Genomic DNA, 21,788 nt, shown 5'->3' with positions numbered 1-21,788 from the left:
GGGATTCGGCGGCGCCGGAACGCACCGGGGGGGCTGAGCACCGTCACGGCGGGATCAGGCACCGCCGCAATGCACCGCGAGAGCTGAGCACCGTCGCGGCGGAGCAGTTCTGGGCGCCGGTGCCCGTGAGCAGCGGCCGGTGCGGAGGCGGAGGTGCGTCGCCCCCGTGTACGGGCAACACACCTCCGCCGGATCGCCGAAGGCTAGTGCGCCGCGGACTCCCAGTCCGGGCCCACGCCCACCGAGACGTCGAGCGGGGCTCTCAGGTGGACCGCGTCGGCCATTTCGCGGCGGACGATCTCCTCGGTGGCCTTGCGCTCGCCGGGGGCGATCTCCAGCACGATTTCGTCGTGGACCTGGAGGAGCATGCGGGACTTGAGATCCGCTTCGCGCAGGGCCTCGCCCACCTTGAGCATGGCGATCTTGACGATGTCTGCCGCGGTGCCCTGGATCGGCGCGTTCAGGGCCATGCGCTCGGCCGCCTCGCGGCGCTGACGGTTGTCACTGTTGAGGTCGGGGAGGTAGCGGCGGCGCCCGAAGAGCGTCGCCGTGTAGCCCGTCGCCCGCGCCTCGTCGACCGCCCGGCGCAGATAGTCCCGTACGCCGCCGAACCGCTCGAAGTAGGTGTCCATCAGAGCGCGCGCCTCGCCCGCCTCGATGTTCAGCTGCTGGGAGAGACCGAAGGCGGAGAGGCCGTACGCCAGGCCGTACGACATCGCCTTGATCTTGCGGCGCATCTCCGCGTCCACCGCGTCCCGCTCCACCGAGAAGACCTGGGAGGCGACCGTGGTGTGCAGGTCCTCGCCGGAGGTGAACGCCTCGATCAGGCCCTCGTCCTCCGAGAGGTGGGCCATCACGCGCAGCTCGATCTGGCTGTAGTCGGCGGTCATCAGAGACTCGAAGCCCTCGCCGACCACGAAGCCACGGCGGATCGCCCGGCCCTCGTCGGTGCGGACCGGGATGTTCTGCAGGTTCGGGTCCGTGGAGGACAGCCGGCCGGTCGCGGCCACCGTCTGGTTGAAGGTGGTGTGGATACGGCCGTCACCGGCGATGGTCTTGATCAGGCCCTCGACCGTGACGCGCAGCTTCGCCTGCTCGCGGTGCCGGAGCATGATCACCGGCAGTTCGTTGCCGGTCTGGGTGGCGAGCCAGGCGAGGGCGTCCGCGTCGGTGGTGTAGCCGGTCTTGGTCTTCTTCGTCTTGGGCAGGGCCAGCTCGCCGAAGAGGACCTCCTGGAGCTGCTTGGGCGAGCCCAGGTTGAACTCGTGCCCGGCGGCCGCGTGTGCCTCTTTCACGGCCTGCTGGACGGCACCCGCGAACATCTGCTCCATCGCTTCGAGGTGCGCGCGGTCGGCGGCGATGCCGTGACGCTCCATGCGGGCGAGCAGGGCCGAGGTGGGCAGCTCCATGTCCCTCAGGAGGTCCCCGGCGCCCACTTCCTGCAGGCGGTCCTCGAAGGCCTCGCCCAGGTCGAGGACGGCACGAGCCTGGATCATCAGCGACTCGGCCTCCGCGCCGTCGTCCGCGCCGAAGGCCAGCTGGCCGTCGGCCGCCGCGGCGGGGGCCAGCTCACGGTGCAGATACTCCAGGGACAGCGCGTCCAGGTCGAAGGAGCGGCGGCCCGGCTTGACCAGGTAGGCAGCGAGGGCGGTGTCCATGGTGACGCCCTCGACGCACCAGCCGTGCTCCGCGAACACGCGCATGGCGCCCTTGGCGTTGTGGAACACCTTGGCGCGGCCGGCGTCGGCCAGCCAGGCGGCGAACGCGTTCTCGTCGGCCTCGTCGAGCTCGGCAGGGTCGAACCAGGCGGCCGCTCCCTGGGCCGCGGCGAGCGCGACCTCGGCGACCGAGCCGGTGCCCAGCGCCCAGGTGTCGACCGTGGCGACGCCGAGGGTCCCTGTGCCGTGCTCGGCGAGCCAGGGGCCCAGCTCCCCGGCGCCGAGGGTCTTGCCGTCCACCTCCACGCCGTCCGCGGCGACCGGCGTGACCTCGGCCTCCTCGGCGCCCGGGTCGACCGCGAAGAGCCGCTCGCGCAGCGAGGGATTGCGGATCTCCAGGGTGTCCAGGACCACCGCGACGGTCTTGCGGTCGTACGGGGCCCGCTCCAGGTCGGCGACCGTCCTCGGCAGCTCGACCTGGCGCTCCAGCTCGGTGAGGCGGCGGTTGAGCTTGACCGACTCCAGGTGGTCGCGGAGGTTCTGCCCGGCCTTGCCCTTGACCTCGTCGACGCGCTCGACCAGCTCCGCGAACGAGCCGAACTGGTTGATCCACTTCGCGGCGGTCTTCTCCCCGACACCCGGGATGCCGGGGAGGTTGTCGGAGGGGTCGCCGCGCAGGGCCGCGAAGTCGGGGTACTGGGCGGGGGTCAACCCGTACTTCTCGAAAACCTTCTCCGGGGTGAAGCGGGTCAGCTCCGAGACGCCCTTCGTCGGATACAGCACGGTCGTGTGCTCGGTGACCAGCTGGAAGGAGTCGCGGTCGCCCGTGACGATCAGCACCTCGAAGCCCTCGGCCTCGGCCTGGGTGGCAAGGGTGGCGATGACGTCGTCCGCCTCGAAGCCCTCGACGGCGAAGCGCGGTGCGTGCATCGCGTCGAGCAGCTCGCCGATCAGCTCGACCTGGCCCTTGAACTCGTCCGGGGTCTTGGAGCGGTTCGCCTTGTACTCGGTGAACTCCGCGGAGCGCCAGGTCTTGCGGGAGACGTCGAAGGCCACCGCGAAGTGCGTGGGTGCCTCGTCACGCAGGGTGTTGGCCAGCATCGACGCGAAGCCGTAGATCGCGTTCGTCGGCTGGCCCGTCGCGGTCGTGAAGTTCTCCGCGGGCAGCGCGAAGAACGCGCGGTAGGCCAGCGAGTGCCCGTCCATGAGCATCAGCCGGGGACGGCTGCCGCCGGGGTTCTTGTCGGTCTTCTTCGATGCTGTCTCTGCCACGCCCCCGATCCTGCCACGCCCCACTGACAGTCCGGTGCGGGGCGGCTCCCGCGGAGGGGGCGAGGAGGCCCCGGCGGAGGTCCCGGCCGCCCCCTCCGCGGAACGGGAGAGGACCGGTCCTCGGAGCGGGAGAGAACGGAAACCACGGCCGAGACCGGCTCGGCACCGGCGGTCGGCGCCGTCGGGACGGGTCACTGTCGGGAAGGGGCGGGTCACCATCGGGAAGGATCGCCGTCGAGGCGCATCACCGTCGAGGCGGGCAGGCGCCTGCGCGGGCTCCCCGTAGGACCCGCCCGAGCATCGGCCCCGGCCCTCGTACGCCCTCCCGCCACGGTTGTCCGTGCCCCGTGGGAGGATCTGCGGCGTACTACTCACACGCAGTCGAAGGAGAGCGTGCGATGGCGACGAAGCCGCCCATGGGGGATCCGGTTCAGGACGCGCCGGAGGTCGCGGAGCCGAAGCACGCGGCGGCGGGGCTGCCCGCCATCGGGCACACGTTGCGCATCGCCCAGCAGCAGATGGGTGTGAAGCGCACCGCGCTGACGCTGCTGCGCGTGAACCAGAAGAACGGCTTCGACTGCCCGGGCTGTGCCTGGCCGGAGCCGGACCACCGGCACAAGGCCGAGTTCTGCGAGAACGGCGCCAAGGCGGTGGCCGAGGAGGCCACCCTGCGCCGGGTCACCCCGGAGTTCTTCGCCGCGCACTCCGTCGCCGATCTGGCCACCAGGAGCGGGTACTGGCTGGGGCAGCAGGGGCGGCTCACGCATCCCATGCATCTCCCCGAAGGGGCGGAGCACTACGAGCCGGTCAGCTGGGAGCGCGCCTTCGACATCATCGCCGAGGACATCTCCGCGCTCGGCTCCCCCGACGAGGCCGTCTTCTACACCTCGGGGCGGACCAGCAACGAGGCCGCGTTCCTGTACCAGCTCTTCGCGCGCGAGCTGGGCACCAACAACCTTCCCGACTGCTCGAACATGTGCCACGAGTCGTCGGGATCGGCACTCTCCGAGACGATCGGCATCGGCAAGGGCAGCGTGCTGCTGGAGGACCTCTACAAGGCCGACCTGATCATCGTCGCGGGGCAGAACCCCGGGACGAACCATCCGCGCATGCTCTCCGCGCTGGAGAAGGCCAAGGCGAACGGCGCGAAGATCATCAGTGTCAACCCGCTGCCCGAGGCCGGCCTGGAGCGGTTCAAGAACCCGCAGACCCCTCAGGGGATGCTCCGGGGCGCGGCCCTCACCGATGTGTTCCTGCAGATCCGTATCGGCGGCGACCAGGCCCTGTTCCGTCTCCTCAACAAGCTGATCCTGGAGACGAAGGGCGCGGTCGACGAGGAGTTCGTGCGGGAACACACGCACGGGCACGAGGAGTTCGCCGAGGCGGCCCGTGCGGCCGACTGGGACGAGACGCTCGCGGCCACCGGCCTCGCACGCGCCGAGATCGAGCAGGTGCTCGGCATGGTCCTCGGCTCGCAGCGGACCATCGTCTGCTGGGCCATGGGTCTCACCCAGCACAAGCACTCCGTCCCGACCATCCGCGAGGTGGTCAACTTCCTCCTGCTGCGCGGCAACATCGGCCGCCCGGGCGCGGGCGTGTGCCCGGTGCGCGGGCACTCCAACGTGCAGGGCGACCGCACGATGGGCATCTTCGAGCGGCCCGCCCCGGCCTTCCTGGACGCGCTGGAGAAGGAGTTCGGGTTCGCGCCCCCGCGTGAGCACGGCTTCGACGTCGTACGGGCCATCCGCGCGCTGCGGGACGGCGAGGCGAAGGTGTTCTTCGCCATGGGCGGCAACTTCGTCGCCGCCTCCCCCGACACGGAGGTGACCGAGGCGGCCATGCGGCGCGCGCGGCTGACCGTGCACGTGTCGACCAAGCTCAACCGCTCGCATGTCGTCACGGGCGCGCGTGCCCTGATCCTGCCCACGCTCGGCCGCACCGAGCGCGATCTGCAGGGCAGCGGCGAGCAGTTCGTCACGGTCGAGGACTCCATGGGCATGGTGCACGCCTCGCGCGGACGGCTCGCGCCCGCGAGCGGGCAGCTGCTGTCCGAGCCGGCGATCGTGTCCCGGCTGGCGCGGCGGGTGCTCGGCGCGGCCAGCACGGTGCCGTGGGAGGAGTTCGAGAAGGACTACGCGACGATCCGCGACCGCATCGCGCGCGTGATCCCCGGTTTCGAGGACTTCAACGCGCGCGTGGCCCGCCCCGGCGGCTTCACGCTGCCGCACGCGCCGCGCGACGAGCGCCGCTTCCCGACGGCGACCGGCAAGGCGAACTTCACGGCGGCGCCGGTGGAGTACCCGGAGCTGCCCGAGGGCCGGCTGCTGCTGCAGACGCTGCGCTCGCACGACCAGTACAACACCACGATCTACGGCCTGGACGACCGCTACCGGGGCATCACCAACGGCCGCCGGGTGGTGCTGGTGAACCCGGAGGACGCGCGGGCGCTGGGGGTCACCGACGGGTCGTACGTCGACCTGGTGAGCGAGTGGAAGGACGGCGTGGAGCGGCGGGCGCCCGGCTTCCGTGTCGTGCACTATCCGACGGCCCGGGGCTGCGCGGCGGCGTACTACCCGGAGACCAACGTACTCGTGCCGCTGGACGCCACCGCGGACACCAGCAACACCCCGGCCAGCAAGTCCGTGGTCGTGCGTCTGGAACAATCGGCGACCGACTGAGCGTTTGCTCAGCGACGAGACAGGTGTACGACGAACGGAGCCGGGCCCATGGGTGAGCAGCAGCAGGTGAGATTCCCGCAGGAGGTCATCGACGAGTACGCCGCGCTCGGTGTGGACCTGCCCGCACTGTTCTCGGCGGGCCACCTCGGGACGCGGATGGGCGTGCAGATCCTGGAGGCCTCGGCGGAGCAGGTCGTCGGCACCATGCCGGTCGAGGGCAACACGCAGCCCTACGGGCTGCTGCACGGGGGCGCGTCCGCGGTGCTGGCGGAGACCCTGGGCTCGGTCGGCTCCATGCTGCACGGCGGCAGCTCGAAGATCGCGGTCGGCGTGGACCTGAACTGCACGCACCACCGCGGGGTCCGCTCGGGCCTGGTGACCGGCGTGGCCACGCCCGTCCACCGAGGGCGGTCGACGGCGACGTACGAGATCGTGATCAGCGACGAGGAGGGCCGCCGGGTGTGCACCGCGCGGCTGACCTGCCTCCTGCGGGACGTGCGCAAGGGCGACGAGGCGCACGCCCAGGGCGCCGGCGCCTGACAGTGTCCCGGCCGGCGGGGCCGTCGCGCCCCGCCGGCCCTTCGCGCGCGGCCGGCCCTTCGCGCGCGGCCGGCTCTTCGCGTGTGGTCAGGTCTTCGCGTGCGGCCGACGGAACCGCCCGTCCGGGAGGCAGGACGACATGCCGCGGCGGAGCGGTCGGCCGCGCGGCGCGCCGACCCAAGTCGCAGACAGGGGGCCGGAGTCGCGACCAAGCGGACCGAAAGCGCGGACCAGTGGACCTCGAAGCTCTGACAAGAGGCCGCAACAGCCGATGAGTTGACGAGCCGTCGGACGCTCCGGGCCCCGCCGACAGGGACCGCGGACAACAGATTCCCCCAGCGGACCGGAGCGCGCCGCCCCCGCTGCTCCTCACTCCGCCGACGCGCACACCGTCGCCCCCACCCGCGCGCACGCCCGCGCCCCCGCCCGGGCCGCCGCGGCCTCCCCGCGGGGCACCGGAACCCCGGAACCACCCCCTCCCGCAGGGATATGCGGAGAAGTTCCGAAGCCTCAACTCCCTTTCCTCGGCGTAACTCTACGTAATACGCGTGCAATGCACATTCGTGGTTTCACCCCTGGTTCCCCCTGCGCGCAACAGCCCTCGACGACCCCGAAAGTCGCCCGCAGCAACAGTGGTGGGTAATCACCAAAACCCCCGAGACGCCTGAACGGATCACGGTGAGTCCTGCAGGTTCTCAGAATGTGGACGGGGCGAATCGGCCTGAATTCCTGCTTTCCCCCCACGCTGTACCGCTCTGCATTACCTCGTGTCATAACAAGAGCGTCACAGCCTTGGTCAAGCTCTCCTCCACGTTCCCATCACACGCTTAGAGTCACGGCCAGTCACCGCTCCATCGGGAGTTCGGTACCGGCGCGGCACCCGCCGTCCCCCGCAGGGGGCGGGCGTGCCTGCGGAAAGGATCGATTGTGCGACAGCGTTCTCTGGTGATTCTTACCTCCGTGCTGACCACCGGAGCTCTGACCCTCACCGCTTGTGGCTCCCGCGACAACGACAGCAAGGGCGGCGACAGCGGCAATGTGACGGTCACGATCGGCGTCGACGCCCCCCTGACCGGCCAGAACTCCGCCACGGGTCTCGGCATCCAGTACGGCGCCCAGATCGCCGTCGACGACGCCAACAAGAACAAGACCGTCCCCGGCGTCACCTTCAAGATCAAGGCACTGGACGACAAGGCGATTCCCGCCACCGGCCAGCAGAACGCCTCCCAGTTCGTCGCCGACAAGGACGTCCTCGGTGTGGTCGGCCCGCTCAACTCCGGTGTGGCCACTCAGATGCAGCAGACCCTCGCCACGGCGAACCTGGTGCAGATCTCCCCCTCCAACACCGCGCCCGAGCTGACCCAGGGCAAGAACTGGCAGACCAAGCCGGCCCGCGCGTTCAAGACGTACTTCCGTACCGCGACCACCGACGCCCTGCAGGGTGCCTTCGCCGCGGACTACGCCTACAACGGCCTCAAGAAGAAGAAGGCCTTCGTCGTCGACGACAAGCAGACCTACGGCGCGGGCCTCTCCAAGATCTTCAAGGAGCAGTTCGCCAAGCAGGGCGGCAAGGTCGTCGGCACCGACCACGTCAACACCGGTGACCGTGACTTCTCCACCCTGGCCACCAAGATCAAGAACTCGGGCGCCGACCTGCTGTACTACGGCGGCCAGTACGACGAGTCCCAGGTGCTGACCAAGCAGCTCAAGGACGCCGGCGCCAAGATCCCGCTGTTCGGCGGTGACGGCATGTTCACCCCGACCTACATCAAGACCGCCGGCAAGTCCGCCGAGGGCGACCTGGTGACCTCGATCGGTGTCCCGGTCGACACCCTGCCCGCCGCCAAGGAGTTCGTGGCCACCTACAAGGCCAAGAAGTACCCCGGCGACTACGGCACCTACGGCTCCTACGCCTACGACGCCACCACCGCGATCATCAAGGCCGTCGGCCAGGTCGTGAAGGACGGCAAGATCCCCGACGACGCCCGCGCCAAGGTCGTCGAGGGCGTCCAGAGCAGCTCGTTCGACGGCATCTCCGGCAAGATCTCGTTCGACGAGTACGGCGACACCACGAACAAGCAGCTGACCGTCTACCAGGTCACCAAGGGTGAGTGGAAGTCCGTCAAGAGCGGCACGGCCAACCCGAAGTAACCCACTGCAGCACAACGCACCACCAGGGCCGCGCGGCGCAGACCACCGTCACCGCGCGGCCCGCCTTCTACCGCCCCCCTTGACTCTCCCCACCACATGGAGGCCATGCGGTGAACACCCTGCCGCAGCAGCTGGCCAACGGGCTGTTCCTCGGCTCGATGTACGGGCTGATCGCCATCGGTTACACGATGGTGTACGGCATCGTCCAGCTCATCAACTTCGCCCACGGCGAGATCTTCATGACCGGAGGTTTTGGCGCCCTCACGGTCTACCTCGTCCTGCCGGACGGCATATCCATGTGGATAGCCCTTCCGGCGATGCTCATCGGCGGCGCACTGGTCGCCGTGCTCATCGCCGTCGGCGCCGAGCGCTTCGCCTATCGTCCCTTGCGCGGCGCGCCACGCCTCGCGCCACTGATCACCGCGATCGGTCTGTCGCTCGCGCTGCAGCAGGCGGTCTTCAACTGGTACCACGTCGACGGCGACGCCAAGTCGGCCCGGGTCTTCCCGCAGTTGCCGTTCGGCCCGCTGCACATCGGCTCCGTGACCGTGCAGAGCGGTGACGTCTTCCTGATCATCGCCGCCCCGCTGTGCATGGCGGTCCTCGCCTTCTTCGTCCGGCTCTCCCGCACCGGCCGCGCCATGCAGGCCACCGCCCAGGACCCGGACACCGCGCAGCTGATGGGCATCGACACCAACCGCATCATCGTCATCGCCTTCGCCATCGGCGGCTTCTTCGCGGCCGTCGCCGGTGTCTCGTACGGGCTCAAGTACGGTTCCGTCTCCTACGACATGGGCTTCATCGCCGGTCTGAAGGCGTTCACCGCGGCCGTCCTCGGCGGCATCGGCAACATCTACGGCGCCATGCTCGGCGGCCTCGTCCTCGGCGTCGCCGAGGCCATGGCCACCGCCTACATCGCCGACATCCCCGGCATGCAGCAGCTCGGCGGAGGCGGCTGGGCCGCCGTGTGGGCCTTCGTCCTCCTCATCCTCGTACTTCTGTTCAGGCCACAAGGCCTGCTCGGCGAACGCGTCGCGGACAGGGCGTGAGCAGCATGACCGACACCACCACCAAGGCTCCGGCCGTGGCTGGGCGCGGGCCCGTCCCGCTGTCCCCCGCCGTCGCCCGTCTGCTCATCGCCGTCGGCGCCGTGGGCACCATCGCCAGCACCTTCCTCAGCTGGACCTGGACGCCCGAATTCCCCGGCGATCTGACCGTCTACGGCTACCCGGCGGGCCTGCAGATCCTCGCCCTCGTGGCCGGCGCCCTCACCCTGCTGTTCGGGCTCACCCTGTGGAACGTGAAGGGGCTGCGCTGGCTGAACCCGGCGAGCGCCACCTCCCCCGTTGCGCTGACGGCCCTGTCGGCGTTCGCCGTCTGCTGGTTCACCGGCATCGCCATCGCCGTCGACCTCGGCGGCCTGGTCAACCTCGACCCCGGCGCCTACGTGGCGATGGCGGCCTCCGCGCTTCCCGTCGTCGGCGCCCTGGCGCTGCCGCACCCGGCTCCGGGCACCGGCATCCGCGGCTACCTCACCAAGCCCCAGCAACCCCGCCCCGGCACGCTGTCCCCGCTCGCCGAGCGCGGCATCATCACCGCCGGCACCGCGATCGCCCTGGTGGCCTTCACCTACGGCATCGGCATCGACAACGACGCGAGCGAGACCTTCATCGGGTACCTGCTGCTCCTCGTCTTCGCCGCCTGGGGTCTGATGCACACCGGTCTCGTCGACCGCTTCGCGACGATGTCGGCCCAGCACAAGGCGTTCGCCTCGACGCTGGCCTTCGCCGCCGCCGTGATCTTCCCCTTCACCCAGAGCGACGACCACAACGCCAACGTCGGCGTGAACATCCTGATCTTCGCCACCGTCGCCCTCGGTCTGAACATCGTCGTCGGCCTCACCGGTCTGCTCGACCTCGGTTACGTCGCCTTCCTCGGCGTCGGCGCCTACGCGGCCGCCCTGGTCTCCGGTTCGGAGTACTCCCGGTTCTCCGGTGTGCACTTCCCGTTCTGGGCCGCCGCCCTGACCGGCATGGCCGCCTCGCTGATCTTCGGTGTGCTGATCGGCGCGCCGACCCTGCGGCTGCGCGGCGACTATCTGGCCATCGTCACGCTCGGCTTCGGTGAGATCTTCCGTATCACCGTCAACAACCTCGACGGTGACTCCGGACCGAACATCACCCGCGGCCCCAACGGCATCACCCAGATCCCGGACCTGAACATCCTCGGGTTCAACCTGGGCGAAGCGCACGAGATCGGCGGGTTCACCCTGGGCCGGTTCGCCAACTACCTGTTCCTGATGCTCATCGTCACGGCGATCGTCGTGCTCGTCTTCACCCGTGCCGCGGACTCCCGCATCGGCCGCTCCTGGATCGCCATCCGCGAGGACGAGACCGCCGCCACCGCCATGGGCATCAACGGCTTCCGGGTCAAGCTGATCGCCTTCGCCCTCGGCGCCTCCCTCGCGGGCCTCGCTGGCACGGTGATGGCACACGTCAACTACAGCGTGAACCCGCAGCCGTACCAGTTCGCCGGCGCCGCCCCGCCCAACTCGGCCTTCCTGCTGGCCGCCGTCGTCCTCGGCGGCATGGGCACCGTCAGCGGCCCGCTGCTCGGCGCGAGCGTGCTCTACCTGGTCCCGGAGAAGCTCCAGTTCCTGCAGAACTACGAGCTGTTCGCCTTCGGCATCGCGCTGATCCTGCTGATGCGCTTCCGACCGGAGGGCATCATCGCCAACCGCCGCCGCCAGCTGGAGTTCCACGAGATCGGCCAACTCGACGTACCGGCGCAGAAAACGCTGACCGACGATCCGGCCGTCACCAAGGCAGGGGCGTAAGAACCATGACGACACCTGTACTCGAAGCCCGTGACGTCACGATGCGCTTCGGTGGTCTGACCGCCGTCCGGTCCGTCGACTTCACCGTCAACAGCGGCGAGATCGTCGGCCTCATCGGCCCGAACGGTGCCGGCAAGACCACCTTCTTCAACTGCCTCACCGGTCTGTACATCCCCACCGAAGGCACGGTCGCCTACCAGGGCAAGGTGCTGCCGCCCAAGCCGCACATGGTGACCCAGGCGGGCATCGCCCGTACGTTCCAGAACATCCGGCTCTTCGCCAACATGACCGTTCTGGAGAACGTCCTCGTGGGCCGCCACACGCGGACCAAGGAGGGCCTGTGGTCGGCCCTGCTGCGTGGCCCCGGTTTCCGCAAGGCCGAGCGGGAGTCCGAGGCGAAGGCCATGGAACTCCTGGAGTTCGTCGGTCTCGCCGCCAAGCGTGACCACCTCGCGCGCAACCTGCCCTACGGCGAGCAGCGCAAGCTGGAGATCGCGCGGGCACTGGCGAGCGAGCCGGGCCTGCTGCTGCTCGACGAGCCGACGGCCGGCATGAACCCGCAGGAGACCCGGACCACCGAGGAACTGGTCTTCGCCATCCGGGACAAGGGCATCGCCGTCCTCGTCATCGAGCACGACATGCGCTTCATCTTCAACCTGTGCGACCGCGTTGCCGTGCTCGTCCAGGGCGAGAAGCTCGTCGAGGGCACCTCCGAGGTCGTACAGGCCGACGAGCGCGTCGTCGCCGCCTATCTGGGTGAGCCCTTCGAGGGCGACCCCGGGGAGGCGGAGGCCGCCGAGGTCGAGGCCGCCGAGGCCGCCGCCGACGCCGTCGCGGCATCCGCGGAGGCCGCGGCCGACGCCGAACCGTCCGGCGAGGAGAGCGCCGAGGCGGACAGCACCACCGGCACCACCAAGGGAGAGGCCCAGTGACCGCACTGCTGGAGGTCGAGGACCTCAGGGTCGCCTACGGCAAGATCGAGGCCGTCAAGGGCATCTCGTTCAGCGTCGAGGCCGGCCAGGTCGTCACCCTCATCGGCACCAACGGCGCCGGCAAGACGACGACCCTGCGCACCCTGTCGGGTCTGCTCAAGCCCGCCTCGGGAAAGATCGTCTTCGACGGCAAGCCGCTCACCGGCGTCCAGGCGCACAAGATCGTGGCGCTCGGGCTCGCCCACTCCCCCGAGGGCCGGCACATCTTCCCGCGCCTGACCATCACCGAGAACCTTCAGCTCGGCGCGTTCCTCCGCAAGGACAAGGAGGGCATCGAGAAGGACATCCAGCGCGCCTACGACCTCTTCCCCATCCTCGGGGAGCGCAGGAAGCAGGCCGCGGGCACCCTCTCGGGCGGTGAACAGCAGATGCTGGCGATGGGCAGGGCGCTGATGTCCCGGCCCAAGCTCCTGATGCTGGACGAGCCCTCGATGGGTCTGTCGCCGATCATGATGCAGAAGATCATGGCGACGATCTCCGAGCTGAAGTCCCAGGGCACGACGATCCTGCTGGTCGAGCAGAACGCCCAGGCGGCGCTCTCGCTCGCCGACCAGGGTCATGTCATGGAGGTCGGCAACATCGTCCTGTCCGGCACCGGCCAGGACCTGCTGCACGACGAGTCGGTACGCAAGGCGTACCTCGGCGAGGACTAGCTCCGCCGGAAGCGCCGCTCGACCGCGGCGGGTCCGTTGTGGCTGGTCGCGCAGTCCCCCGCGCCCCTCATGGGACGCACGGAGGCCCGCGCCCCCTTCTCCGGGGCGCGGGCCTCGTGGCGTGCTCAGGCCTTCTTGGCGGCCTTCTTCTCCTCGCTGTCCGCGATGACCGCCTCGGCGACCTGCTGCATCGACAACCTGCGGTCCATGGAGGTCTTCTGGATCCAGCGGAAGGCGGCCGGCTCGGTCAGTCCGTACTCCGTCTGCAGGATGGACTTGGCGCGATCGACCAGCTTGCGGGTCTCAAGCCGCAGGGTGAGGTCGGCGACCTCTTTCTCCAGCTGCTTCAGCTCGGTGAAGCGGGAGACGGCCATCTCGATGGCCGGCACGACGTCGCTCTTGCTGAACGGCTTCACCAGGTAGGCCATGGCACCGGCGTCCCGAGCGCGCTCGACGAGGTCGCGCTGGGAGAAGGCGGTGAGCATGAGCACCGGGGCGATGGACTCCTCGGCGATCTTCTCGGCCGCGGAGATGCCGTCCAGCTTGGGCATCTTCACATCGAGGATCACCAGGTCCGGACGGTGCTCGCGGGCCAGCTCCACGGCCTGTTCCCCGTCCCCGGCCTCGCCGACGACGGTGTACCCCTCCTCCTCCAGCATCTCTTTCAGGTCGAGCCGGATCAGGGCCTCGTCCTCGGCGATGACGACTCGGGTCGTCAGCGGAGGCACGTGCGACTTGTCGTCGTCGGGCGCGTCTACGGGCTGGGGCGACTCGGCGGTCACGGGGGCTCCTCGTTCAGGGCAGGGGTACTGCTGACAAGAGCCTACCTAGCTACGGTATGGTGGACGCGCGGAGGGTCGGGGGACACCTTTGATTCTGCGAGCCCCGGTAGCCCAATTGGCAGCAGGCAACGGATTCAAAACCCGTACAGTGTCGGTTCGAGTCCGACCCGGGGCACTTTTCCTTGGATTCCAAGGTCAGCCCATTGGCAGGGCCCCTCGTGGTGAGGGGCCCTTTTTCTTCACCCGGGATCCGCTATCGGGGGCTGTCGTCCTCGCCGATGTGGTGCACCCGGACCATGTTGGTCGAGCCCGACACACCGGGTGGGGAGCCCGCCGTGATGACCACGACGTCACCCTTCCGGCAGCGGCCGTACTTCAGCAGCAATTCGTCCACCTGGTCGACCATGGCGTCCGTGGAGTCGACGTGCGGGCCGAGGAAGGTCTCCGCGCCCCAGGTGAGGCTGAGCTGGGAGCGGGTGGCCGGCTCCGGGGTGAAGGCCAGCAGCGGAATGGGCGAGCGATAGCGGGACAGGCGACGTGCCGTGTCTCCCGACTGGGTGAACGCCACCAGGAACTTCGCCCCGAGGAAGTCGCCCATCTCGGCGGCGGCCCGGGCCACCGCGCCGCCCTGGGTGCGGGGCTTGTTCCGCTCGGTCAGCGGCGGCAGGCCCTTGGCGAGCATGTCCTCCTCGGCCGCCTCGACGATCTTCGCCATGGTGCGCACGGTCTCGATCGGGTGCTTGCCGACGCTCGTCTCGCCGGAGAGCATCACGGCGTCCGTGCCGTCGATGACCGCGTTGGCCACGTCCGAGGCCTCGGCGCGGGTCGGACGGGCGTTGTCGATCATCGAGTCCAGCATCTGGGTGGCCACGATGACCGGCTTGGCATTGCGCCGGGCGAGCTTGATGGCGCGCTTCTGCACGATCGGGACCTGCTCCAGCGGCATCTCCACGCCCAGGTCACCGCGCGCGACCATGATGCCGTCGAAACAGGCCACGATGTCGTCGATGTTCTCGACGGCCTGCGGCTTCTCGACCTTGGCGATCACCGGGAGGCGGCGCCGCTCCTCGTCCATGATGCGGTGGACGCCATCGGCGTCCTTGCCGCTGCGGACGAAGGAGAGGGCGATGACGTCGAAGCCGATGCGCAGCGCCCAGCGCAGGTCGTCCTCGTCCTTCTCGGAGAGGGCGGGCACGGAGACGGCGACGCCCGGGAGGTTCAGGCCCTTGTGGTCGGAGACCACGCCGCCCTCGACCACCCGGGTGAGCACCCGGGGTCCGTCGACGGAGGTGACCTCCAGGCAGACCTTGCCGTCGTCCACGAGGACGCGCTCGCCGGGAGTGACATCGGCGGCGAGACCGGCGTAGGTGGTGCCGCACTCGTGGCGGTCGCCCTCGACGCCCTCCTCCACGGTGATGACGAAGGAGTCGCCGCGTTCAAGGAGTACGGGACCTTCGCTGAAGCGGCCGAGCCGGATCTTCGGACCTTGAAGGTCGGCGAGGATCCCGACGCTGCGACCGGTTTCGTCGGCCGCCTTTCGTACGCGCTGGTAACGCTCCTCGTGCTCGGCATGCGTGCCGTGGCTGAGGTTGAAACGGGCTACGTCCATTCCGGCCTCGACCAGTGCCTTGATCTGGTCGTACGAGTCGGTGGCGGGACCCAGAGTACAGACGATCTTTGCTCGGCGCATGATTCGAGCCTAGGCCTTACCCGTCGGTAGAAAATCCGGGCTACATGACTACTCAACAACCTTTAAGTAAAGGGCTATTGACAAGTGTTGAATTGTGCGGTCGTCCGCTCCTATGAGCGATTCATTTCGGGGGCCGGTTCTCGGCCCGGAAATTCACAGTCGCGGGGGAACCAGCGTGAATTGGGCGCTGACCTGAGCGATCACTCGCAGACGCGAGGGTTCCAGGTCGAGGGGCTCGGCGGACTCGGCCGTGTCGGCCATGCTCATCCGCCGGACACCACGCCCGAAGGCGGCCCCGCCGGCCCGCGGGCGCTCGGCCCCGGTGTCGGCCAGTTCGACCAGGGCGGCGATCGAGGTGCCCAGCGCCTCGGCGTACTCCCGGGCCCGCTGGACCGCGTCGCCGACCGCCCGCCGCCGGGCCTCGGCGTGTACCGGCGAGCCGGGGCGCAGCGACCACCAGGGGCCGTCGACCCGGGTCAGCTCCAAGTCGGCGAGCCGGGTGGTCAGTTCACCGAGGACGGTGAAGTCGCTGAACTCGGCGCTGAGATTGACCCGGCCCTGATAGCTGCGCACTCGCTCGCCCCGGCCGCGCTCGGTGAGTTCCGGGGTGATGGAGAAGGCGCCGGTGGACAGCTCCTCCACCGCGTCACCGTAGGACTTCACAAGGTCGAGGACGGCGGCGTTGCGACGCGTGAGGTCGTCCAGGGTGGAGCGCCGGTCGCGGCCGCGGGCGGTCACGGTCACGCCGATGCGGGCGACCTCGGGCTCGACCTCGAGTTCGGCCTCGCCTCGGACCACGAGGAGGGGGGCGTCGGGGGTGCCGTACGGGGCGGTCGCCGGAGAGGTCATACGCCCCACTCTGTCACGCACTTTCCCCTTCGGCGGCCCGCGTTCACGCAATAGGTCACCGGATCGAAACCTCACGGACCTGTTGCCGTCTGTCATGACCGGGGCAGAATCTACGCGCGTTGTTGACCATTCGCCGAGGAGATCCAGAGATGCCGTTGAACCGCCGGAAGTTTCTGAAGAAGTCCGCCGCGACGGGGGCGGGAGTGGCCATCGCCGGTGCGGCGGCGGCTCCGGCGGCCGAGGCGGCCGAGCACAAGGGGCCCGTGAAGCATGTGAAGCGCTACTCGCTCACCGTCATGGGCACCACCGACCTGCACGGCCACGTCTTCAACTGGGACTACTTCAAGGACGCGGAGTACTCCGACAAGGCGGGCAACGCCCAGGGCCTGGCCCGCATCTCGACGCTCGTCGACCGGATCCGCGCGGAGAGGGGCCGCTGCAACACGCTGCTGCTGGACGCCGGCGACACGATCCAGGGCACCCCGCTGACGTACTACTACGCCAAGGTCGACCCGATCACCGCCAAGGGCGGCCCGGTGCACCCGATGGCGCAGGCGATGAACGCGATCGGGTACGACGCCGCGGCGCTCGGCAACCACGAGTTCAACTACGGCATCGAGACCCTCCGCAAGTTCGAGGACCAGCTGGACTTCCCGCTCCTCGGAGCCAACGCGGTCGACGCGAAGACACTGAAGCCCGCCTTCCCGCCCTACTTCATCAAGAAGTTCCACGTGCCGGGCGCCAAGCCGGTCAAGGTCGCCGTCCTCGGTCTGACCAACCCGGGCATCGCGATCTGGGACAAGGCCTATGTGCAGGGCAAGCTGGCGTTCCCGGGCCTGGAGGAGCAGGCCGCGAAGTGGGTGCCGAAGCTGAAGTCGCTGGGCGCGGACGTCGTCGTGGTGTCGGCGCACTCCGGGTCCTCCGGCACGTCGTCGTACGGTGACCAGCTGCCGTACGTCGAGAACGCGGCCGCCAACGTCGCCAAGCAGGTCCCGGGCATCGACGCCATTCTCGTCGGACACGCGCACGTGGAGATCCCGGAGCTGAAGGTCACCAACGACAAGACCGGGAAGACGGTCGTGCTGTCGGAGCCGCTGGCGTACGCGGAGCGGCTGTCCCTCTTCGACATCGAGCTGGTCTTCGCCAAGGGCCGGTGGACCGTCGAGTCCGTCTCCTCGAAGGTGCTCAACTCCAACACGGTCGCCGACGACCCGAAGATCACCAAGCTGCTCAGCGACGAGCACGCGAAGGTCGTCACGTACGTGAACCAGGTCGTCGGTACCGCGACGGACACCCTGACCACGGTCGAGGCCCGCTACAAGGACGCCCCGATCATCGACCTGATCACCAAGGTCCAGGAGGACGTGGTCAAGGCCGCGCTTGCGGGCACCGAGTACGCCTCGCTGCCGGTGATCGCACAGGCCTCGCCGTTCTCCCGCACCTCCGAGATCCCGGCCGGCAACGTGACCATCCGGGATCTGTCGAGCCTGTACGTGTACGACAACACGCTGGTCGCCAAGCTGCTGACGGGCGCGCAGGTGCGGGCGTACCTGGAGTACTCGGCGGAGTACTACGTCCAGACGGCCGCCGACGCCGCGGTCGACGTGGAGAAGCTGACGAACGCGGGCGACCGTCCCGACTACAACTACGACTACGTCTCGGGCCTGTCGTACGACATCGACATCGCGCAGCCGGCCGGTTCGCGGATCAAGAACCTCACCTTCGGCGGTGCCGCGCTGGACGACGCCCAGAAGTTCGTGTTCGCGGTGAACAACTACCGGGCCAACGGCGGTGGCGCCTTCCCGCACGTCGCCTCGGCCAAGGAGCTGTGGGCGGAGTCGACGGAGATCCGCACCCGGATCGCGGAGTGGGTCACCACGAAGGGCGTCCTGGACCCGAAGGACTTCGCGTCCGTGGACTGGAAGCTGACCCGGAACGGCACGCCGGTCTTCTAGCGGTCGGACAAGGTGACGTCCACGGCGCCGGCGACCGTCCTCGTGCCGGCGCCGTGGACGTGCGGTCCGTCGCTCTCGCGTCCGACGACTCATGACCGGTGCCGGCACCGCCGTCGGCGGCTTCTTGCGGTCGCCCCGCCTGTCACCGGCCCTCGACCAGCGGAGTCAGCCGCATCGCCTGCCTGACCTGCGGGACCCTGGGCTGCGGCTCCTGAAGTCCGAACGTCGTGAAGGCCGTTCGCGTGGGCAGTGGGTAGGGCTCCTTCCCGGTCAAGGAGTTGAGGACGGTGGCGCTGCGCCAGGCGGCGAGACCGAGGTCGGGGGTGCCGACCCCGTGGGTGTGCAGTCCGGCGTTCTGGACGTACACCGATCCGGTGACCGAGGGGTCGAGGACGAGCCTGAACTCCTCGTCGATACGCGGGCGTTCGCTGCTGTCGCGGCGCAGGTAGGGGTCGAGCCCGGCGAGCATGCGGTCGAGGGGGCGTTCGCGGTGGCCGGTGGCCAGGACCACGGCGTCGGTGGTGAGCCGGGAGCGGCTGCCCTGCTGGAGGTGTTCCAGGTGGAGTTCGACCTTGCTGGTGGCGATGCGGCCGGCGGTGCGGACGTGGACGCCCGGGGTGAGGACGGCATCGGGCCAGCCGCCGTCCAGGGTACGCCGGTACAGCTCGTCGTGGATGGCGGCGAGGGTGCCGGCGTCGATGCCCTTGTGCAGCTGCCACTGGGTGGCGATCAGCCGGTCGCGGACGGGCTCGGCGAGGGCGTGGAAGTAGCGGGTGTAGTCGGGGGTGAAGTGCTCCAGGCCGAGCTTGGAGTACTCCATCGGCGCGAACGCCTCGCTGCGGCCGATCCAGTGCAGCTTCTCGCGACCGGCGGGGCGGTGGCGGAGCAGGTCGAGGAAGACCTCGGCGCCGGACTGTCCTGAGCCGACGACGGTGACGTGCTCGGCGGCGAGGACGGCGGCGCGATGGTCGAGGTAGTCGCTGGCGTGGAGGACCGGGACGCCGGGCGCCTCGACGAGGGGCTTGAGGGGGTCGGGCACATAGGGGGCGGTGCCGACGCCGAGGACGACGTTTCGGGTGTAGGTACGGCCGAGCGCCTCGGCCTCGCCCTCGGCGTCGAGCTGGGTGAAGTCGACCTCGAACACATCGCGTTCGGGGTTCCAGCGGACGGCGTCGACCTGGTGGCGGAAGCGCACCCCGGGAAGGTTCTGGGAGACCCAGCGGCAGTACGAGTCGTACTCGGCGCGCTGGATCTGGAAGCGCTCGGCGAAGTAGAAGGGAAAGAGCCGCTCGCGGGTCCTGAGGTAGTTGAGGAAGCTCCAGGGACTGGTGGGGTCGGCGATGGTCACCAGGTCGGCGAGGAAGGGCACCTGGATCGTGGCGCCCTCGATCAGGAGGCCCGGGTGCCAGTCGAAGTCGGGGCGCTGTTCGTAGAAGACGGCGTCGAGTTCGGCGAGCGGGTGGGCGAGGGCGGCCAGGGAGAGGTTGCAGGGGCCGATGCCGATGCCGACCAGGTCGCGGGGGGACTCGGGCTCGTCGCGTGGGAGGAGGGTCATCTGGGGGTCGTTCCTTCTACGAGTTTGAGGAGCTGGGCCAGGTCGTCCGGCCGGGTATGGGGGTTGAGGAAGGTGGCCTTGAGCCAGAGGCGGCCGTCGAGGCGGGCGCGGCCGAGGACCGCCCGGCCCTCGTGCAGCAGCCCGCGGCGTACGGCGGCCACGGTGTCGTCGGCCGCGTCGACGGGCCGGAACAGGACCGTGCTGATGACCGGCCGGTCGTACAGCTCGAAGCCGGGGTGGCCCTGGACCAGCGCGGCGAACTCGCGCGCATGGGCGCAGACCGCGTCGACCAGGGCGCCGAGTCCGGTGCGGCCCAGCGTCCTCAGGGTGACGGCGATCTTGAGGACGTCCGGTCGGCGGGTCGTGCGCAGGGAGCGGCCGAGCAGATCGGGAAGTCCGGCCTCGGTGTCGTCGCCGGCGTTCAGGTAGTCGGCGCGCTGGTGCAGGACGGCGAGTTCGCTGGGCCGGGCCACGGCGAGAAGGCCGGCGGCGACCGGCTGCCAGCCGAGCTTGTGCAGGTCGAGGGTGACGGTGTGGGCGGCGTCGAGCCCGGTGAGCTTGTCCCGGTGGTGGTCGCTGAAGGCGAGGCCTCCGCCGTAGGCGGCGTCGATGTGCAGGCGGGCGCCGTGGGCGGCGCACAGTCCGGCGATCCCGGGGAGCGGGTCGACGAGCCCGGCGTCGGTGGTGCCGGCGGTGGCGGCGACCAGAAGCGGGCCCGAGAGCGCGGTGAGGGCCGCGTCCAGGGCGGCCGGGTCGAGGGTGCCGCTCGGGGCGGGGACGACGACCGGGTCGGGCAGGCCGAGCAGCCAGGCGGCGCGGGGCAGGGAGTGGTGGGCGTTGGCCCCGCAGACCAGCCGGACGCTGCCGCCGTGGGCCTCGCGGGCGAGCAGCAGGGCGAGCTGGTTGGACTCGGTGCCGCCCGTGGTGACCAGGCCGTCGGCGAGGCCGATCGCGTGGGCCAGGGCGTGGGTGACCTGGGCCTCCAGGGCGGAGGCTGCCGGGGCCTGGTCCCAGGAGTCCAGGGAGGGGTTGAGGATGCTCGCGGCGAGGTCGGCGGCGGTGGCGACGGCGAGCGGCGGGCAGTGCAGATGGGCCGCGCACAACGGGTCGGCGGGGTCGGCGGCGCCCTCGGCCAGGGCGTGCACGAGGGCCCGCAGGGCGTCGGGGTCGCCGTCGTCCGGCAGGACGTCCCCGAGGGCGTCGGCGATCCGCGCGGCGACGGCCTTGGGCCCGCCGGCCGGCAGCGGTCCGCCACGGGCCCGGCCGCCGCTCGCGAGCGCGTCGAGGACGGTGTCCAAAAGCGGCCGCAGGGCTCCGGGGCCTTCGGGTCCTGAGGCGAGGGGCGGCGTGCTCATGGGCTCTCCTCCGGGGCGCGGGGCAAGGGGGCGACCATGGGGGCTTCCGACTGTGCAGGGACCTCTGTACGCCGTCTTCCAGTTTGTACGGGAAGAGTCCAGCACGTCCGGAAAGCCCAACGATCTGAACCCGAAAGTGGGTACTGCCGTACGGGGAAAACGCGTTGGAGCGGTGGAGCGGTGAGGGCGCCGCGGCTAACGTCGGTCGGATGGTTGACGCGTGGATGATCGACGTGCCCGGTGAGCGGGTGGTGGTGCGTGAGCCCGGTCCGGCGGACGAAGTGCCGCTGCAGACGCTGTTCGAGGAGTGCGAGGACTGGTTCGTGGCGGCGACGGGGCTGCCGTCGGGCCCGGGTGATGTGCAGAGCCTGTTCTACTCGCTGCCGGAGGGCGCGAACCCCGACGACAAGGTGCTCCTGGTACTGGAGCGGGACGGCGTGGTCGCGGGCCTGGTGGACGCCGTGCGCGACCATCCGGAGCCGGGCGCGGTGGCGGTCGGCCTGTTCCTGCTGGCGCCGTGGGCGAGGCGCCGGGGCCTCGGCCGTGCACTGGCCGAATCCCTGCTGGCCCGCGCCGGGGAGGTGCCCGTGGTCACGGCGACGGTACCGGCCGGGTGGCGTTCCGGTGAGTGCTTCCTGGAGCGGCTCGGTTTCGCCCTGGACGCCGCCGCTCCCGCCCCGGCCACGGCGGGCGACCGGCGGACGGGCCCGCGCGAAGGGGGCCTGCGGCGCGCCGAGTTGCGGCGGGCGGGCACTCGCTGAGCCCGCCGCCGCCGGCGTGGCCGGTCCGCCGTGCGTCGTCGGGGACCGGCCGTGCGTCCGT

15 protein-coding genes and 1 tRNA gene are annotated in these 21,788 nt (G+C 70.0%); 10 read left to right on the top strand and 6 right to left on the bottom strand.

Annotated elements, in window-relative coordinates; genetic code table 11:
• Nucleotides 1-203 precede the first annotated feature (203 nt).
• Complete coding sequence (gene polA / locus ACIRU3_RS13905) at nt 204-2,930, bottom strand: DNA polymerase I (protein ID WP_404055775.1); 2,727 nt, start codon at nt 2,928-2,930, stop codon at nt 204-206.
• 398 nt (nt 2,931-3,328) lie between these two features.
• Between polA and ACIRU3_RS13900 the strand changes: the two genes are divergently transcribed.
• From ACIRU3_RS13900 to ACIRU3_RS13870, 7 genes are all read left to right on the top strand, one after another.
• Nucleotides 3,329-5,608 (top strand): FdhF/YdeP family oxidoreductase, encoded by a 2,280-nt coding sequence (locus ACIRU3_RS13900; RefSeq protein ID WP_404055773.1) that lies wholly within the window; start codon nt 3,329-3,331, stop codon nt 5,606-5,608.
• A gap of 48 nt (nt 5,609-5,656) precedes the next feature.
• Nucleotides 5,657-6,148, top strand: coding sequence for a hotdog fold thioesterase (locus ACIRU3_RS13895; RefSeq protein WP_404055771.1), 492 nt, complete (start codon nt 5,657-5,659; stop codon nt 6,146-6,148).
• A 942-nt stretch (nt 6,149-7,090) separates the two neighbouring features.
• Nucleotides 7,091-8,299 (top strand): branched-chain amino acid ABC transporter substrate-binding protein, encoded by a 1,209-nt coding sequence (locus ACIRU3_RS13890; protein WP_404056229.1) that lies wholly within the window; start codon nt 7,091-7,093, stop codon nt 8,297-8,299.
• Nucleotides 8,300-8,409: 110 nt separating this feature from the next.
• Nucleotides 8,410-9,348 (top strand): branched-chain amino acid ABC transporter permease, encoded by a 939-nt coding sequence (locus tag ACIRU3_RS13885; RefSeq protein ID WP_404055769.1) that lies wholly within the window; start codon nt 8,410-8,412, stop codon nt 9,346-9,348.
• Nucleotides 9,349-9,353: 5 nt separating this feature from the next.
• Nucleotides 9,354-11,135, top strand: coding sequence for a branched-chain amino acid ABC transporter permease (locus tag ACIRU3_RS13880; RefSeq protein ID WP_404055767.1), 1,782 nt, complete (start codon nt 9,354-9,356; stop codon nt 11,133-11,135).
• 5 nt (nt 11,136-11,140) lie between these two features.
• Nucleotides 11,141-12,067 (top strand): ABC transporter ATP-binding protein, encoded by a 927-nt coding sequence (locus ACIRU3_RS13875; protein WP_404055765.1) that lies wholly within the window; start codon nt 11,141-11,143, stop codon nt 12,065-12,067.
• A complete protein-coding gene (locus ACIRU3_RS13870; RefSeq protein ID WP_404055763.1) occupies nt 12,064-12,780 on the top strand; it encodes an ABC transporter ATP-binding protein in 717 nt (238 codons plus the stop codon). The genes ACIRU3_RS13875 and ACIRU3_RS13870 overlap by 4 nt, the downstream gene beginning before the upstream one ends.
• Nucleotides 12,781-12,905: 125 nt before the next feature.
• Here the strand turns inward: ACIRU3_RS13870 and ACIRU3_RS13865 are convergent, their stop codons facing one another.
• The gene (locus tag ACIRU3_RS13865; protein ID WP_404055761.1) at nt 12,906-13,562 is read right to left on the bottom strand and encodes an ANTAR domain-containing response regulator; all 657 of its coding nucleotides are present in this window, start codon (nt 13,560-13,562) and stop codon (nt 12,906-12,908) included.
• 100 nt (nt 13,563-13,662) lie between these two features.
• On the opposite strand from ACIRU3_RS13865, the gene ACIRU3_RS13860 reads away from it, so the two are divergent.
• A tRNA-Leu gene (locus tag ACIRU3_RS13860) sits at nt 13,663-13,737 on the top strand.
• 78 nt (nt 13,738-13,815) lie between these two features.
• On the opposite strand, the gene pyk is transcribed toward ACIRU3_RS13860, so the two are convergent.
• Both pyk and ACIRU3_RS13850 read right to left on the bottom strand, forming a co-directional pair.
• On the bottom strand, nt 13,816-15,252 hold the full coding sequence (pyk, locus tag ACIRU3_RS13855) for a pyruvate kinase (RefSeq protein ID WP_404055759.1): 1,437 nt from the start codon (nt 15,250-15,252) through the stop codon (nt 13,816-13,818).
• A gap of 153 nt (nt 15,253-15,405) precedes the next feature.
• Nucleotides 15,406-16,101: an SIMPL domain-containing protein gene (locus ACIRU3_RS13850; protein ID WP_404055757.1), complete on the bottom strand. Its 696-nt coding sequence runs from the start codon at nt 16,099-16,101 to the stop codon at nt 15,406-15,408.
• Nucleotides 16,102-16,250: 149 nt separating this feature from the next.
• Here ACIRU3_RS13850 and ACIRU3_RS13845 point away from each other — a divergent pair, with 149 nt between their 5' ends.
• Nucleotides 16,251-18,056: a bifunctional metallophosphatase/5'-nucleotidase gene (locus ACIRU3_RS13845; protein ID WP_404055755.1), complete on the top strand. Its 1,806-nt coding sequence runs from the start codon at nt 16,251-16,253 to the stop codon at nt 18,054-18,056.
• Between the two features lie 142 nt (nt 18,057-18,198).
• Here the strand turns inward: ACIRU3_RS13845 and ACIRU3_RS13840 are convergent, their stop codons facing one another.
• Nucleotides 18,199-19,611 (bottom strand): lysine N(6)-hydroxylase/L-ornithine N(5)-oxygenase family protein, encoded by a 1,413-nt coding sequence (locus tag ACIRU3_RS13840; RefSeq protein WP_404055753.1) that lies wholly within the window; start codon nt 19,609-19,611, stop codon nt 18,199-18,201.
• On the bottom strand, nt 19,608-20,966 hold the full coding sequence (locus ACIRU3_RS13835; protein WP_404055751.1) for a pyridoxal phosphate-dependent decarboxylase family protein: 1,359 nt from the start codon (nt 20,964-20,966) through the stop codon (nt 19,608-19,610). The genes ACIRU3_RS13840 and ACIRU3_RS13835 overlap by 4 nt, the downstream gene beginning before the upstream one ends.
• A gap of 209 nt (nt 20,967-21,175) precedes the next feature.
• Between ACIRU3_RS13835 and ACIRU3_RS13830 the strand changes: the two genes are divergently transcribed.
• A complete protein-coding gene (locus tag ACIRU3_RS13830; protein WP_404055749.1) occupies nt 21,176-21,727 on the top strand; it encodes a GNAT family N-acetyltransferase in 552 nt (183 codons plus the stop codon).
• The last annotated feature ends 61 nt before the right edge of the window (nt 21,728-21,788 follow it).

It is taken from the genome of Streptomyces sp. NPDC101151 (assembly GCF_044768335.1).
GTDB lineage: Bacteria > Actinomycetota > Actinomycetes > Streptomycetales > Streptomycetaceae > Streptomyces.
The sequence above is the reverse complement of the archived record's forward strand: the minus strand, read 5'-3'. Positions and strand labels throughout refer to the sequence as shown.

Bases quoted from the DNA above. Each gene is read 5' to 3' on its own strand.
- ACIRU3_RS13900 (WP_404055773.1), top strand. From the start codon at position 3,329: ATGGCGACGAAGCCGCCCATGGGGGATCCGGTTCAGGACGCGCCGGAG.
- ACIRU3_RS13895 (WP_404055771.1), top strand. From the start codon at position 5,657: ATGGGTGAGCAGCAGCAGGTGAGATTCCCGCAGGAGGTCATCGACGAG.
- ACIRU3_RS13880 (WP_404055767.1), top strand. From the start codon at position 9,354: ATGACCGACACCACCACCAAGGCTCCGGCCGTGGCTGGGCGCGGGCCC.
- ACIRU3_RS13875 (WP_404055765.1), top strand. From the start codon at position 11,141: ATGACGACACCTGTACTCGAAGCCCGTGACGTCACGATGCGCTTCGGT.
- pyk (WP_404055759.1), bottom strand. From the start codon at position 15,252: ATGCGCCGAGCAAAGATCGTCTGTACTCTGGGTCCCGCCACCGACTCG.
- ACIRU3_RS13850 (WP_404055757.1), bottom strand. From the start codon at position 16,101: ATGACCTCTCCGGCGACCGCCCCGTACGGCACCCCCGACGCCCCCCTC.
- ACIRU3_RS13845 (WP_404055755.1), top strand. From the start codon at position 16,251: ATGCCGTTGAACCGCCGGAAGTTTCTGAAGAAGTCCGCCGCGACGGGG.
- ACIRU3_RS13840 (WP_404055753.1), bottom strand. From the start codon at position 19,611: ATGACCCTCCTCCCACGCGACGAGCCCGAGTCCCCCCGCGACCTGGTC.
- ACIRU3_RS13835 (WP_404055751.1), bottom strand. From the start codon at position 20,966: ATGAGCACGCCGCCCCTCGCCTCAGGACCCGAAGGCCCCGGAGCCCTG.
- ACIRU3_RS13830 (WP_404055749.1), top strand. From the start codon at position 21,176: ATGGTTGACGCGTGGATGATCGACGTGCCCGGTGAGCGGGTGGTGGTG.